Source organism: Cobetia sp. UCD-24C (assembly GCF_001306765.1).
Lineage (GTDB): Bacteria > Pseudomonadota > Gammaproteobacteria > Pseudomonadales > Halomonadaceae > Cobetia > Cobetia amphilecti.
This window is the reverse complement of record NZ_LJTD01000006.1, coordinates 18,067-31,710: the sequence shown is the minus strand read 5'-3', so window position 1 is coordinate 31,710 and position 13,644 is coordinate 18,067. Positions and strand designations below refer to the sequence as shown.

The following is a 13,644-nucleotide window of genomic DNA, read 5'->3' as shown; positions in this document are numbered from 1 at the left end:
CGTGCGCGAGAGGCTGGCACCCTGAGGTGCATAAAAAAGGCGACCCCGAAGGGTCGCCTTTCTCTTCTTTCCCTGCCTGCCTGCTCGCGTGTGGGCAGGCAGGGAGACCTTGGCGGGTGCCGCCCGATCAGTTGATCTTCGGGTCCAGCTCGCCACGGTTGTAACGCTCGAACATCGCTTCGAGGTTGATCGGGTCGATCTTGCTGCCATGACCGGCGGCACCGAAGGCTTCGTAGCGGGCGATGCAGATGTCGCGCATCGCCTTCACGGATTCCTTCAGGTACTTGCGCGGGTCGAATTCAGACGGGTTCTGCGCCATGAAGCGACGGATGGAACCGGTAGAGGCCAGACGCAGATCGGTGTCGACGTTGATCTTGCGCACGCCGTGCTTGATGCCTTCGACGATCTCGTCGACCGGCACGCCGTAGGTTTCCGGAATCTTGCCGCCGTATTCGTTGATGATTTCCAGCCAGTCCTGCGGCACGGAGGAAGAGCCGTGCATCACCAGGTGAGTCTCGGGGATGCGGGCGTGGATTTCCTTGATGCGCTGGATGGACAGGGTGTCACCCGTCGGCGGCTTGGTGAACTTGTAGGCGCCGTGGGAGGTACCGATGGCGATGGCCAGGGCATCGACGTGGGTCTTCTTGACGAAGTCGGCGGCTTCTTCCGGGTCGGTCAGCATCTGGTCGTGGTCCAGCTTGCCTTCGGCACCGATGCCGTCTTCTTCACCGGCCATGCCGGTTTCCAACGAGCCGAGGCAACCCAGTTCGCCTTCGACGGACACGCCACAGGCGTGGGCCATCTCGACGGTGCGACGGGTCACATCGACATTGTATTCGTAGTTGGTCGGGGTCTTGCCGTCTTCGCCCAGCGAGCCGTCCATCATCACCGAGCTGAAGCCCAGCTGGATGGAGCGCTGGCAGACTGCCGGCGAGGTGCCGTGATCCTGGTGCATGACCACCGGGATATGCGGGAATTCTTCCACCGCAGCCAGGATGAGGTGGCGAAGGAACGGCGCGCCCGCGTATTTGCGTGCGCCGGCGGAGGCCTGGACGATCACCGGAGAATCGGTGTGATCGGCGGCTTCCATGATGGCGCGCATCTGCTCGAGGTTGTTGACGTTGAACGCCGGGATGCCGTATCCGTACTCGGCTGCGTGGTCCAACATCTGGCGCATGCTGATCAATGCCATGACATCACCTGTCTTTTTGAGGAATCGAGTGGAGAAGCGTCGGGTGCCCCCCGTCAGCTGACGGGGAGCGACCTTGTGGCCGTGACTCTAAGCCTGCGCCAATGAGGACACAGGCGGGTTCAGCTTGCTGCGGCTTCCAATGCCGCAACGGCCGGCAGTACCTTGCCTTCCACGTATTCGAGGAAGGCGCCGCCACCGGTAGAAATGTAGGAGACGCGCGACTCGACGTCGTACTTGTCGATGGCCGCCAGGGTGTCGCCACCGCCGGCGATGGAGAAGGCGTCGCTCTCGGCGATGGCCATCGCCAGCTGTTCGGTGCCGTTGGCGAACTGTTCGATCTCGAACACGCCGACCGGGCCGTTCCACAGAATGGTGCCGGCGTCCTTGAGCAGTGCACCGAAGCGCGAGGCGGTCTCCGGACCGATATCCAGGATCATCTCGTCGTCCTGGACGTCGGCGACGGCGCGCACGACGGCTTCGGCCTTGTCGGAGAACTCGGTGGCGACGACGACGTCGGTCGGCAGCGGGATCTCGACCTTGTCCATCAGTGCGCGAGCGGTATCGAGCAGGTCAGCCTCGTAGAGGGACTTGCCGACGTTGTAACCGGCCGCCGCGATGAAGGTGTTGGCGATGCCGCCACCGACGATCAGCTGATGGCACTTGTCGGACAGCGCCTTGAGCACGTCCAGCTTGGTGGAGACCTTGGAGCCACCGACGATGGCGACCATCGGCGCACGCGGTGCGGCGAGTGCCTTCTCGAGGGCTTCCAGCTCGGCGGCCAGCAGCGGGCCGGCGCAGGCGTCCGGGGCGAAGCGTGCCACGCCATGGGTCGAGGCCTGGGCACGGTGCGCGGTGCCGAAGGCATCCATCACGTAGACATCGCACAGCGCGGCGTAGGCGCGGGACAGGGATTCCTCGTCCTTCTTCTCGCCCTTGTTGAAGCGCACGTTCTCCAGCAGCACGACCTCGCCTTCGGCGACATCCGGTGCCGTGTCGAGGTAGTCGTTGATCAGGCGCACCGGGCTGCCCAGCAGCTCGCCCAGATGTGCCGCGACCGGTGCCAGCGAGAACTGGTCTTCCGGCTCACCCTCGGTGGGGCGGCCCAGATGACTCATCAGCATCACGCGTGCGCCGGCGTCGCGTGCCGCCTTGATGGTCGGCAGGCTGGCACGGATGCGCGCGTCGCTGGTCACCTGACCGTCGCGGATCGGCACGTTGAGATCTTCGCGGATCAGCACACGCTTTCCGGACAGGTCGAGGGCGGTCATCGTTTGCACGTTCATGACGGGTTCCTTGGTCGTGAATCGGTGGAGAGAGCTTCCCTCGCCAGAGGCGTTGTCATCTCGCAGGCGTGCCAATGGGTGGCGACGTCCAGCATGCGATTGGCAAAGCCCCATTCGTTGTCGAACCAGCACAGCATCTTGATCAGCCGGCCGCCGGCAACACGGGTCTGGGTCGCATCCACGATACCCGAGCGCGGATCGTGGTTGAAGTCGATGGAGGCCGTCGGCTCCTCGCTCAATCCCATCAGGCCCTGCAGTCGTTGGGCGCAGGCCTCGCGCAGCAGGTCATTGACCTCATCCGCGCTCACGTCACGCTTCACCTCGATGGACATGTCCATGCAGGATACGTTGATGGTCGGCACGCGCAGGTGCAGACATTCGAAGCGTCCTTCCAGGTGCGGCATCAGGCGGTTGATGCCCTTGGCCAGACCGGTGTCTACCGGCACGATCGAACTCATCGCCGAGCGCGTCAGGCGCAGGTCCGTCTGGTGGTAGGCGTCGATCACCGGCTGGTCGTTCATCGCCGAGTGCACCGTGGTGGTGACGCCGCGCTCCAGTCCGAAAGCCTCTTCCAGCACCGTCAGAATCGGAATCAGGCAATTGGTGGTGCACGACGCCGCCGAGACGATGCGCATGCCGCTGTCTGCCTGCCCCACCTCGGCGGGGGCCAGCGCCGACTGGTTGATGCCGCACACGATGGTGGCATCGACATCGGCGTCGGTATCGCCGGGCTGGGAGAACAGCAGCCGGCCGGCGCCTGCCGCTAGATGACGCTCGGCGGTGGCGCGGTCCTTGAAGCTGCCGGAGCACTCCAGCACCAGGTCAATCCCCAATGCCCGCCAGGGCAGGCAATCTGGATTGGCCTCGGACAGGATGCTGATCGCATGGCCGTTGACGACCAGCTGGCCGTCGCGCTGTTCCACCGTGCCGGGGAAGCGGCCGTGGGTGGTGTCGTAGCGGGTCAGATAGGTGATGGTGTCCAGGTCTGACAGCTCGTTGATCGCGACCACTTCCAGCGGCAGTGCCTCACCGCGTGCTTCACGTTCTACCAGCGCTCTCAGCACACACTGACCGATGCGTCCGTAGCCATTGATGGCCACTCGCAAGGGAGCGTTTCCCTGGCGTCGGGACGCCTTGTCTCCCTGGGGAGCATCGGCGGTGGGCAGAGGCGGCTGGTGGTTCAAGGATGTCGTGTTCCGAGTGTTTTTCAGGGGGTCCATGGTAGCGCATCGCTTTGCTGGGCGGAGGGAGCGAAAGGCGCGCAAGCGCCTGATTTCTGGTTTTTTTCGTCTAAGGACACGTAGTCACACTACCCAACTGGAGGGGTTGTGTAGTCGCCGTCTGCGCTGTCTGTCGCGGGCATGATCGCCGGAGAATGACCGCTCATGCAGGATGAATCGTGTCATCAAGCCGCGACTCGTGTGAGCCACGTCGACTACAGGCGACAGCCGGTGACGCTTGAGGGCTCCTCGAGTGTCGCACAGACGAAAACGCCGCCGCTCCCAGCGGGAGGCGGCGGCGTCGATCTGCATCCCACTCCGTCATCGACAGGGTGGGTCAGGCGGTGATCAGCCCAGCAGCTTGTTGGCGCGTTCGACCACGTTCTCGACCGTGAAGCCGAAGTGCTTGAACAGGTCGCCAGCCGGCGCGGATTCCCCGAAGGTCTCCATGCCGATGATGTCGCCGTTCAGGCCGACATACTTGAACCAGTAGTCACGATGACCGGCTTCGATCGCCACGCGTGCGGTGACGGAAGACGGCAGCACGGATTCGCGGTATTCCGCGTCCTGCGCATCGAACAGGTCGGTGGCCGGCATGGACACGACACGCACGGCGCGACCGGCGGCTTCCAGCTCGGCAGCGGCATCCATCGCCAGGCCGACTTCGGAGCCGGTGGCGATCAGGATCACTTCCGGCTGGCCGTTGGCGGCGTCCTTCAGCACGTAACCGCCACGGCTGATGTTGGCCAGCTGGGCCTTGTCGCGGTTCTGGTGCGGCAGGTTCTGACGCGACAGGATCAGCGCGGTCGGGCCGGAGTGACGCTTGATGGCCGCATCCCACGCTGCCGCTGTCTCCACGGCATCCGCCGGACGCCAGGTGGACAGGTTCGGCGTGGTGCGCAGGCTGGTCAGCTGTTCGATCGGCTGGTGCGTCGGGCCATCTTCGCCCAGACCGATGGAGTCGTGGGTGAAGACGTAGACGGCCTGCTGACCCATCAGGGCGGCCATGCGAACGGCGTTGCGCATGTATTCCATGAAGATCAGGAAGGTCGCGCCGTACGGGATGAAGCCGCCGTGCAGACCGGCGCCGTTCATGATCGCGCCCATGCCGAACTCACGCACACCGTAGTGCAGGTAGTTGCCGCTGAAGTCTTCGCGGGTGATCGCCTGGGCGCCCTTCCAGAAGGTCAGGTTGGACGGAGCCAGGTCGGCACTGCCGCCGAGCAGTTCCGGCAGCTGCGGGCCGAGCTGGTTCAGGCACTCGAAGGAGGCCTTGCGCGAGGCCGGGCTGTCGCCGGCGGCCTGAGCATCCTCGATCATCTTCTCGCTGGTCAGGGCGTGCGGCAGCTTGCCTTCCAGACGACGGGTGAACTCGGCGGCCAGTTCCGGGTGTGCTTCGGCGTAACGGGCGAAGCGTGCATCCCAGTCGCTCTCGAGCTTGGCGCCGCGCTCGCTGGCGTCCCAGCCCTGATAGATGTCTTCCGGAACGTGGAAGGGCGCGTGGGTCCAGCCCAGCTTCTCGCGGGTGGCAGCGACTTCGTCATCACCCAGCGGCGCGCCGTGGCAGGACTCGGTGCCTTCCTTGTTCGGGGAGCCGAAGCCGATCACGGTCTTGCAGATGATCAGGCTCGGCTTGTTGTCGTGGCTCTTGGCCAGGGCGATGGCAGCGTTGATCTCTTCCGGCTTGTGGCCGTCGACGTTGGAGACGACGTGCCAGCCGTAGGACTCGAAACGCTTGGCGGTGTCATCGGTGAACCAGCCTTCGACTTCGCCATCGATGGAGATGCCGTTGTCGTCATACAGGGCGATCAGCTTGCCCAGACCCAGGGTGCCGGCCAGCGAGCCGACCTCGTGGGAGATGCCTTCCATCATGCAACCGTCACCCAGGAAGCACCAGGTGGTGTGGTCGACGACGGTGTGACCCGGACGGTTGAACTGCGCCGCCAGTGTCTTCTCGGCGATCGCCATGCCGACGGCATTGGCCAGACCCTGACCCAGCGGGCCGGTGGTGGTCTCGATGCCCGGCGCGTAGCCGTATTCCGGGTGACCGGCGGTCTTGGCGTGCAGCTGGCGGAAGTTCTGCAGGTCTTCAAGGCTCAGCTGATAACCCGAGAGGTGCAACAGGGAGTAGAGCAGCATGGAGCCATGGCCGTTGGACAGCACGAAGCGGTCACGATCGGCCCAGTTCGGGTTGGCCGGGTTGTGCTTGAGGTGGTCGTTCCAGAGCACTTCAGCGATGTCGGCCATGCCCATGGGGGCGCCGGGGTGGCCAGACTTGGCCTTCTGAACGGCGTCCATGGAAAGTGCACGGATGGCGTTGGCCAGGTCAAAACGGGAAGGCATGCAGTAGCTCCTCGCCTGCGGGCGTCAAGAGTGGGGCAATGAATCACGGCGTGCTGCGCCGGACGCTCAGTGCATCCCGAGAGCCAGGGCATGCTGCTGCCTGGGTCTCCTTCAGGACTGTGCGCCTGAAACAGTGCGCCGGAAAGGACAGTGCGTCGCGTGAACCTTGTACGCGCGGACTCGCGTCCGAGCGTGATCTCCGGGCGGGTATTGTCACCGAGATGACAGGGCGCGGCAAATCGCATCCGGGATGTGCGCTCGTCCAAAGGTGGCAACGGCTTATTACCCTGTGTGCAGCGCTTGTCGCAAAAAGGTCTCGATTGGACGGCCCCATGGGCCCCATTGCGCTAGGAACTCACATAAGTGGCGTGTAAACTCGCCCCCCCGAGGCTCAACCGCCCGTGTTGAGCTTCATCGTGCGCCGCAAGCGTGTTTCTACTCGGTCGTCAACGCAGTCTGCCGTCAGTGGCCGAATCATCCCCGCATCCGAAAAGAGGGTCGAGGACCAATGAGCGAATACTCACTCTTCACATCCGAGTCCGTGTCCGAAGGGCATCCGGACAAGATTGCCGACCAGATTTCCGACGCCGTGCTCGATGCCATCATCGCGCGCGACAAGCAGGCACGCGTGGCGTGCGAAACGCTCGTCAAGACAGGCGTTGCCATCGTGGCCGGTGAGATCTCCACCAGCGCGTGGGTGGATCTCGAGGAGCTGGTACGTCGTGTCATCACCGATATCGGCTATACCTCTTCCGACGTTGGCTTCGACGGCGAGACCTGTGGTGTCCTCAACCTGATCGGCAAGCAGAGCATCGATATCGCTCAGGGCGTCGATCGCACCAAGCCGGAAGATCAGGGCGCGGGCGACCAGGGCCTGATGTTCGGTTACGCCACCAACGAGACCGACTCCTTCATGCCGGCGCCGATCCACTACGCTCACCGTCTGGTGGAGCGTCAGGCGGAACTGCGCAAGAACGGCATGCTGCCGTGGCTGCGTCCGGATGCGAAGAGCCAGGTCACCTTCCGCTACGACGAAGCCGGCAAGCCGGTCGCCGTCGAAGCCGTCGTGCTGTCGACCCAGCATGACCCGGAAGTGTCCCAGGAAGACCTGCGCGCGATGGTCAAGCGCGAGATCATCGAGCAGGTGCTGCCGGCCGAGTGGCTGTCCGAGACCACCGAATACCACATCAACCCGACCGGCAACTTCGTCATCGGCGGCCCGGTGGGTGACTGTGGTCTGACGGGTCGCAAGATCATCGTCGACACCTACGGCGGCATGGCCCGTCACGGTGGTGGTGCCTTCTCCGGCAAGGACCCGTCCAAGGTCGACCGCAGCGCCGCCTATGCCGGTCGCTACGTGGCCAAGAACGTCGTTGCCAGTGGCCTGGCCGACAAGTGCGAGATCCAGGTCTCCTACGCCATCGGCGTTGCCGAGCCAACCTCCGTCTCGATCAACACCTTCGGCACCGGCAAGATCAGCGATGCCAAGATCGTCGAGCTGGTGCGCGAGCACTTCGACCTGCGTCCGTACGCCATCACCACCATGCTGGACCTGGCGCACCCGATGTATCAGCTGACCGCTGCCTACGGCCACTTCGGTCGTGAGCCGTTCGAGCACAGCTACAGCTGGACCGACGTGAGCGGCGAGCAGAAGACCGAAACCTTCACCGCCTTCCCGTGGGAAAAGACCGACCGTGCCGCTGGCCTCAAGGCTGCCGCTGGCCTGTAAATCCGCCAGTTCGACAGGCCTGGCAGGTGGCGGACGTCTCGCCCCTCACAGCCCGGTGTCATGACAAGAAAACCCGCCTCGGCGGGTTTTCTTGTCTCTGGCCCTCCTTCGGACAGCAACAGGAGAGATGCCCAGTGGCTGATCTACGCTATCTCAAGGGCTACGCCCCCGAGATCCAACAGCAGGCGAGTGAACTGCTGGCGTCGGGCAAGACGGCAGCCTTCTTTCTCGGCAAGTATCCCGAGCCTCATCAGCTGCAGGGTGCACGGGCGCTGCATGACTACACCATGGCACTGAAGAATCAGTATCTGCGCAGTTCGGCACCGATCAGCAAGGTGATCTACGACGACCGGATTCACGTCATCGACAACGCCCTGGGGCTGCACACCTTCGTGTCGCGGGTGCAGGGCAACAAGCTCAAGGCCAAGAACGAGATCCGGATCTCGTCGCTGTTCCGGCGCCTGCCGGAGCCACTGCTCAACATGATCGTGGTGCATGAGCTGGCGCATCTGCGCGAGAAGGCCCACGACAAGGCGTTCTACCGGCTCTGCTGTCACATGCAGCCGGAGTATCATCAACGTGAGTTCGAGCTGCGTCTCTATCTCTGCCACCGTGAACGCCACGGCGATCTCTGGTAGCCGCGCTCCGTTCTGGTAGCCATGAGCCGCTCTGGGCAGCCACGATGCTTTCAGACAGCCACGCGGCCGCTCACGCGACAGAAGAACTGGAATGAATGACAAGGACGTCATGCCATCAGGGGTATCGGCGCCACTGCAAAGGACCGTTTTCGGATGCTCAATCTCGCTGCTCTGTTCATCACCATCACTGCCGTGTGCATGTGGTTCAATCATCGCGTTCTGCGCCTGCCGCCGACCATCGGCGTGATGGCCATCGGCCTGGTGCTGTCGCTGGGCGTGATCGGGCTCGATCACTTCGCGGTGACCACCGTCGTGGCCGATACCGCGGAAGACTGGCTGGGGCGCATCAATTTCAACAGCCTGCTGATGGACGGCATGCTGTCCTTCCTGCTGTTCGCCGGCGCGCTGCACGTGGACCTCTCGCGCCTCAAGGCCTACCGGCGCTCCATCGGCCTGCTGGCCACGCTGGGCGTGCTGATCTCGACGCTGGTGATCGGCTCCGCTGCCTGGTGGCTGTTCCAGTGGGCCGGTATCGAGGTGCCCTACCTGTATTGCCTGGTGTTCGGTGCGCTGATCTCGCCCACCGACCCGATCGCCGTGCTCGGCATCATGCGCAGTGCCGGCGCACCTGCCGACATGGAAATCCGCATCGTCGGCGAATCGCTGTTCAATGATGGCGTGGCGGTGGTGCTGTTCACCGCGCTGCTGAGCGCGGCGTCGGCCGGCAGCGGCGAGGTCGAACTCGGCCACATGGGGCTCTTGTTCCTCGAGGAAGCCGGCGGCGGCATTCTGCTCGGGCTGGCGCTGGGCGCGCTGGTCTACCAGCTGATGCGCAGCATCGACCAGTATCAGGTCGAGGTGATGCTGAGTCTGGCGCTGGTGCTGGGCGGCTATGCGCTGGCCTCGGCGCTGCATGTCTCCGGCCCCATCGCGATGGTGGTGGCGGGGCTGATCATCGGCAACATGGCGCGTGATGGCGCCATGTCCGACAACACCCGCCGTTATCTGGACGGCTTCTGGGAGCTGGTTGACGAGATCCTCAACGCGGTGCTGTTCGTGCTGATCGGCCTCGAACTGGTACTGATGCCGATCACGCTGACCTCGATCGGCATCGCGCTGGTGCTGGTGGCGGTGATTCTGCTCTCGCGTCTGGCGCTGATCGGTCTTCCGCTGAGCCTCTTGCGTCGCTGGTACACCTTCCGCCCCGGCACCACGCGCGTGCTCACCTGGGGCGGCCTGCGCGGCGGCATCTCGGTGGCGCTGGCACTGGCGATTCCCGAAGGCGACTTCCGCGAGCCGCTGGTGGTCACCACCTACATCATCGTGCTGTTCTCGATCCTCGTGCAGGGGTTGAGCATCGGCAAGCTGGTGACGGCGGTGGTCGGCGATCGCAGCCACTCGGGAGAGTCGAACGACAAGCACTGAGTCAGAGCCTGCCAAAGCAAACGCCCCTTCACTGGCAGTGACCAGCCCTGATGGCTAGTCGCAATGACCTGGCCGTGACCTGGTATTGCCTTGGCTTTACCTTCAGCGCCCTGCTGTCGCCACCGAGATGGATGACGACAGCAGGGCGCTTTCGTTCGTGTTGCCGGCACATTCTTGTTGCCGACACCTCTTTGCCCTTGCTTCGCCTGGCCGGCCTGATGACGCAGCACATTGTTCTATCAGGCAGACGGTAATCTTGCGTTTACTGATCAACTCTTTATTCCAGTGAGGTGTGCTCTGCGCGCGGTGTAACATTGGTTGATGCTACCGAGTGTCGAGGATGGAACATGCCGCTTCATGAACATCTGATATTGCCGGGCAGGGACGGTTCGGATATCGAAGCGCAGCACTATCGCACGCGAATCAACAATACCTTCATCATGTTCGCCATGGCGTGCTTCGCCTGCTTCCTGCTGTTTGACTATTTCCAGGTGCCGTCTGCCTGGCAGGCGTTGTGGGTGGGGCGGCTGATCATCTTCCTCTGCTGCCTGCTATGCATCCTCCAGCTGCGCCGCGGCGATGCGTACGCGGATAGAATCCTGCTGGCCGGTGCGATACCCGCCAACCTGTTCTTCTGCTTCGGTGCCGCGCTGATTCCGGATGCGCTGACACTGACGTTGTGGAACCTGAGTTTCTCGACCTGCATGCTGATCGCCATGCCCGCCTGGCTGGTGTGGGGCTGGCGCTACCAGCTGGCCAGCAGCCTGCCGCTGATACTGTGTTATGTGCCCATCTATGTGTGGCTGAGTCCCTTGTCGTTGACGACATTGGCCGGCGCTGGCGGTGCCTACATCCTGGGAACCCTCTTCATTGCGCCGGCACTGGCGCACGCCCGAGCCTCGACCTTCCATCGCACCATCCGGCTGCAGCGCACGCTGGAGGCGCGCAATCTCGAATTGCACGACATGAATCAGCGGTTGCTCACCCAGCAGAACGAGCTGGAATATCGCGCCAATCATGATCTGCTGACGGGGCTGCCCAATCGCCGTTTCGGCTTTGATTTTCTCGAGCGGATGCTGGCCGAGAGCACGAGCACTCGGCAATGCATGTCGATCCTGTTCGTGGATGTCGATCGCCTGAAGCACGTCAACGACAGCTTCGGGCACGCCGAGGGGGATCGCCTGATCCAGCTGGTGGCCCGGAGTGTCGCCCAGGCGGCCGGTGAAGACGGGCTGGCATGCCGCCTGGGCGGCGATGAATTCCTGGTCGTGATGCCCGGTGCCTGTGATATGGCCAGCCAGCAGGCGACGACCCAGCTGATGCGCCATCTTCAGGAGCAACGCCTGGAGCAGCAAATCCCCTTCCCGGTCGAGGTCAGCATCGGGCGCGTCACCCACGACCCGGTATTGCAGGGCGATGTGGATGTCGATGATCTGATCCATATCGCGGATGACCGCATGTATCGTCAGAAGCGCGCTCGGCGGCGGGCCATGGCGGGCGCCAACGACCCCCAGGCGTGAGAAAGCCCGCGATCTTCCCCTCATTCATGCTGCAAGTGATTGATGGCAATGGCTGTCATCGCTTTTTCATGTCGCTGTTACGGGTATGTCATCGCCTCCCCTCAGTCTTGCTGGGCAACGACAGGGGCCATCTGGGCCTCGCCTGTCGATTCCGCCTGGCAACCCAGAGGTGACTGACATGACCGCTCCGCAATCGGCTCCCCGTGCTGAAATGCCGCCTGCCCCCGACGCTCTCGGTCAGGTTCGCACGCTGTTCATCTCCGATGTGCATCTGGGGACCCCGGACTGCCAGGCGGCGCTGCTTGCGAAGCTGCTGCGTCGCGTGCGCCCCGAACGCCTGTATCTGGTCGGCGATATCGTCGACCTGCTGGCGATGCGCAAGCGTGCGGTGCTCGACAAGGACCAGCAGGCGCTGGTGGCGCGGGTGCTGCGTCTGGCGCGCAGCGGCTGCGAGGTCCTCTATATTCCCGGCAATCATGATGCCGCCTTCCGTCGCCTGTGCGGCCTGAAGCTGCACAACGTGAGCATCGAGCGGCGCGCGATCCATACCACCGGCAGCGGTCGTCGCCTGCTGGTCTCCCACGGCGACGAATTCGACACCCATGTGCGCATCGCGCCGTGGCTGCTCAAGCTGGGCGATGGCATGCACGGCTTCATCCTGTCACTCAATCGCTGGTGCAACCGCGCGCGTGGCATGTTCGGGCTGCCGTACTGGTCGCTGGCCAGCGCGCTCAAGCGTCGTAGCGGCACCGCCCAGCGCTATGTGGCCCAGTTCGAGGAAGCCGCCATGCGTCAGGCGCGCCTCGAAGGGCTGGATGGCTATGTCGGGGGGCACATCCACCAGGCGGGCTTTCGGGTCGAGGAAGGCGTGCTCTACTGCAACGACGGCGACTGGGTCGAGCACTGCACCGCGCTGGCGGAAGATGCCGAAGGCGCGCTGCACCTGATCGACTGGCAGGGTCAGATCCTCGAGACGGCGCCGCGCCATCTGATGCCGCGTCCGGCGCCGGCCGCGACGCCCGACGCCGTCACGCCCGAGATGGCTGGCGCCTGAGCCTCACCCCAGGCCGCTGATCGCCAGCATCCATGACAGGTACAGCGGGATGATCAGCGGCGCCGCCAGGGTGGTCAGCATCACCGCGATCGCGCCCTTGGCCGGCTGGATATTCAGCTCGATGGCCAGCACGACCACATTGGCGGCCATCGGCACCACGCCCAGCAGCAGCAACACCTGCGCCAGCACCGGGTCGAGGGCGAACAGGCTGCCCAGCAGCATCACGCTGCCCAGACTCAGCAGCGGCCACATCACGAAGCGCAGACCGGTCGCGGCCAGAATGAAGCGCGGGTCGATCTCGCGCAGGCTGACACCGCCCAGCGTCATGCCGATGATCATCATGCCCAGCACCGTGTAGCTGTACTTGAAGTAGTCGAGTCCCTCCATCACCGCCCCCGGTACCTCGAGCCCCAGCGTCCCCACCAGCAGGGCGGCCAGAAAGGCGTAGATCAGCGGCAGACGCACGATCTTGACTAGACTCTGGCGCATCGAGAACTGCCCGCGCGCACTGACGTAGAAGCCCAGCGTGAACTCATACAGCGTGATGCCGAGCAGGCAGAACAGGTACTGGGTCACGCCTTCCGGCGGCAGCAACAGCATCGCGACCGGCAGGCCGAAGTAGCCGGTATTGCCGGTGCCGGAGGAGAAGGCGAGCAGGGCGGCTTCCTGCGGCGGGAAGAACTTCGCGGCCAGCGGGCGCACCAGCAGGCAGATGCTGCTGGCCAGCGAGAACAGTCCCAGTGTCAGGCCCAGATCACTCAGCGATGGTTCGCCGAGCACCAGCCCGCGGAAGAAGGTCAGCGGCGCGATCACGTAGATCAGCAAGGTGGCGATGGGGCGCGGGTCGATCGCGAGGCGGCGTGCACAGAGGGCGCCGAGGGCGACGAAGGTGATCAGCATCCAGAGCGGTTGCTGCAGATCGATGTGGTCCATCACGGTTCCTTGTGAAGCGTCATTGTCCTTTTGGCTCATCATGCCGTGTGGCCCCTGTCAGCGTCATCCCATGAATGTCGCGCATTGCGTCTTTCCTTGATCAGGCTGCGCATCGCGTGGTTGCGCGGCTGGTGAGGGGCAGGTCTGAGGGACAGGACTGAGGGGCAGGACGCCACTGTCAGCAATGGTTATAAACACGCACTTTCTTATATGAATGGTATTGAAGTTGAGGCGAAAACCTTTCATTGGCCGGGGTCGGCGGCGGCGGTCAGAATGCTCGACATGCAGTACAGGGGCGGTGGCGTGA

At 63.9% G+C, this 13,644-nt stretch carries 10 protein-coding genes; 5 read left to right on the top strand and 5 right to left on the bottom strand.

Annotated elements, in window-relative coordinates:
* Positions 1–127 precede the first annotated feature (127 nt).
* From fba to tkt, 4 genes are all read right to left on the bottom strand, one after another.
* Positions 128–1,192, bottom strand: coding sequence for a class II fructose-bisphosphate aldolase (fba, locus tag AOG28_RS09925; protein WP_054556328.1), 1,065 nt, complete (start codon positions 1,190–1,192; stop codon positions 128–130).
* A gap of 119 nt (positions 1,193–1,311) precedes the next feature.
* Positions 1,312–2,475 carry a phosphoglycerate kinase gene (locus tag AOG28_RS09920; protein WP_043335739.1) on the bottom strand — a complete coding sequence of 388 codons (1,164 nt, stop codon included), beginning with the start codon at positions 2,473–2,475 and terminating at the stop codon, positions 1,312–1,314.
* Positions 2,472–3,581 carry a type I glyceraldehyde-3-phosphate dehydrogenase gene (locus tag AOG28_RS09915; protein ID WP_235507012.1) on the bottom strand — a complete coding sequence of 370 codons (1,110 nt, stop codon included), beginning with the start codon at positions 3,579–3,581 and terminating at the stop codon, positions 2,472–2,474. The genes AOG28_RS09920 and AOG28_RS09915 overlap by 4 nt, the downstream gene beginning before the upstream one ends.
* A 462-nt stretch (positions 3,582–4,043) precedes the next feature.
* Positions 4,044–6,038 (bottom strand): transketolase, encoded by a 1,995-nt coding sequence (gene tkt / locus AOG28_RS09910; RefSeq protein WP_054556327.1) that lies wholly within the window; start codon positions 6,036–6,038, stop codon positions 4,044–4,046.
* A gap of 508 nt (positions 6,039–6,546) precedes the next feature.
* On the opposite strand from tkt, the gene metK reads away from it, so the two are divergent.
* The 5 genes from metK (at position 6,547) to AOG28_RS09885 (ending at position 12,404) form a co-directional block, all read left to right on the top strand.
* The gene (gene metK / locus AOG28_RS09905) at positions 6,547–7,767 is read left to right on the top strand and encodes a methionine adenosyltransferase (protein ID WP_043335733.1); all 1,221 of its coding nucleotides are present in this window, start codon (positions 6,547–6,549) and stop codon (positions 7,765–7,767) included.
* 134 nt (positions 7,768–7,901) lie between these two features.
* Positions 7,902–8,405: a M48 metallopeptidase family protein gene (locus tag AOG28_RS09900; protein WP_043335730.1), complete on the top strand. Its 504-nt coding sequence runs from the start codon at positions 7,902–7,904 to the stop codon at positions 8,403–8,405.
* A 153-nt stretch (positions 8,406–8,558) separates the two neighbouring features.
* Positions 8,559–9,830: a cation:proton antiporter gene (locus AOG28_RS09895; RefSeq protein ID WP_054556326.1), complete on the top strand. Its 1,272-nt coding sequence runs from the start codon at positions 8,559–8,561 to the stop codon at positions 9,828–9,830.
* Between the two features lie 347 nt (positions 9,831–10,177).
* On the top strand, positions 10,178–11,350 hold the full coding sequence (locus AOG28_RS09890; protein ID WP_054556325.1) for a GGDEF domain-containing protein: 1,173 nt from the start codon (positions 10,178–10,180) through the stop codon (positions 11,348–11,350).
* Between the two features lie 178 nt (positions 11,351–11,528).
* The gene (locus AOG28_RS09885) at positions 11,529–12,404 is read left to right on the top strand and encodes a UDP-2,3-diacylglucosamine diphosphatase (RefSeq protein ID WP_235507011.1); all 876 of its coding nucleotides are present in this window, start codon (positions 11,529–11,531) and stop codon (positions 12,402–12,404) included.
* Positions 12,405–12,407: 3 nt separating this feature from the next.
* Here AOG28_RS09885 and AOG28_RS09880 read toward each other — a convergent pair whose 3' ends face one another.
* Entirely contained in the window at positions 12,408–13,337 is a 930-nt protein-coding gene (locus tag AOG28_RS09880; RefSeq protein WP_054556323.1) for an AEC family transporter, read from the bottom strand.
* Between the last annotated feature and the right edge of the window lie 307 nt (positions 13,338–13,644).

Excerpts from the sequence above, each read along its gene's own strand:
- fba (WP_054556328.1), bottom strand. The coding sequence starts at position 1,192 with ATGGCATTGATCAGCATGCGCCAGATGTTGGACCACGCAGCCGAGTAC.
- AOG28_RS09920 (WP_043335739.1), bottom strand. The coding sequence starts at position 2,475 with ATGAACGTGCAAACGATGACCGCCCTCGACCTGTCCGGAAAGCGTGTG.
- tkt (WP_054556327.1), bottom strand. The coding sequence starts at position 6,038 with ATGCCTTCCCGTTTTGACCTGGCCAACGCCATCCGTGCACTTTCCATG.
- metK (WP_043335733.1), top strand. The coding sequence starts at position 6,547 with ATGAGCGAATACTCACTCTTCACATCCGAGTCCGTGTCCGAAGGGCAT.
- AOG28_RS09895 (WP_054556326.1), top strand. The coding sequence starts at position 8,559 with ATGCTCAATCTCGCTGCTCTGTTCATCACCATCACTGCCGTGTGCATG.
- AOG28_RS09890 (WP_054556325.1), top strand. The coding sequence starts at position 10,178 with ATGCCGCTTCATGAACATCTGATATTGCCGGGCAGGGACGGTTCGGAT.
- AOG28_RS09885 (WP_235507011.1), top strand. The coding sequence starts at position 11,529 with ATGACCGCTCCGCAATCGGCTCCCCGTGCTGAAATGCCGCCTGCCCCC.
- AOG28_RS09880 (WP_054556323.1), bottom strand. The coding sequence starts at position 13,337 with ATGGACCACATCGATCTGCAGCAACCGCTCTGGATGCTGATCACCTTC.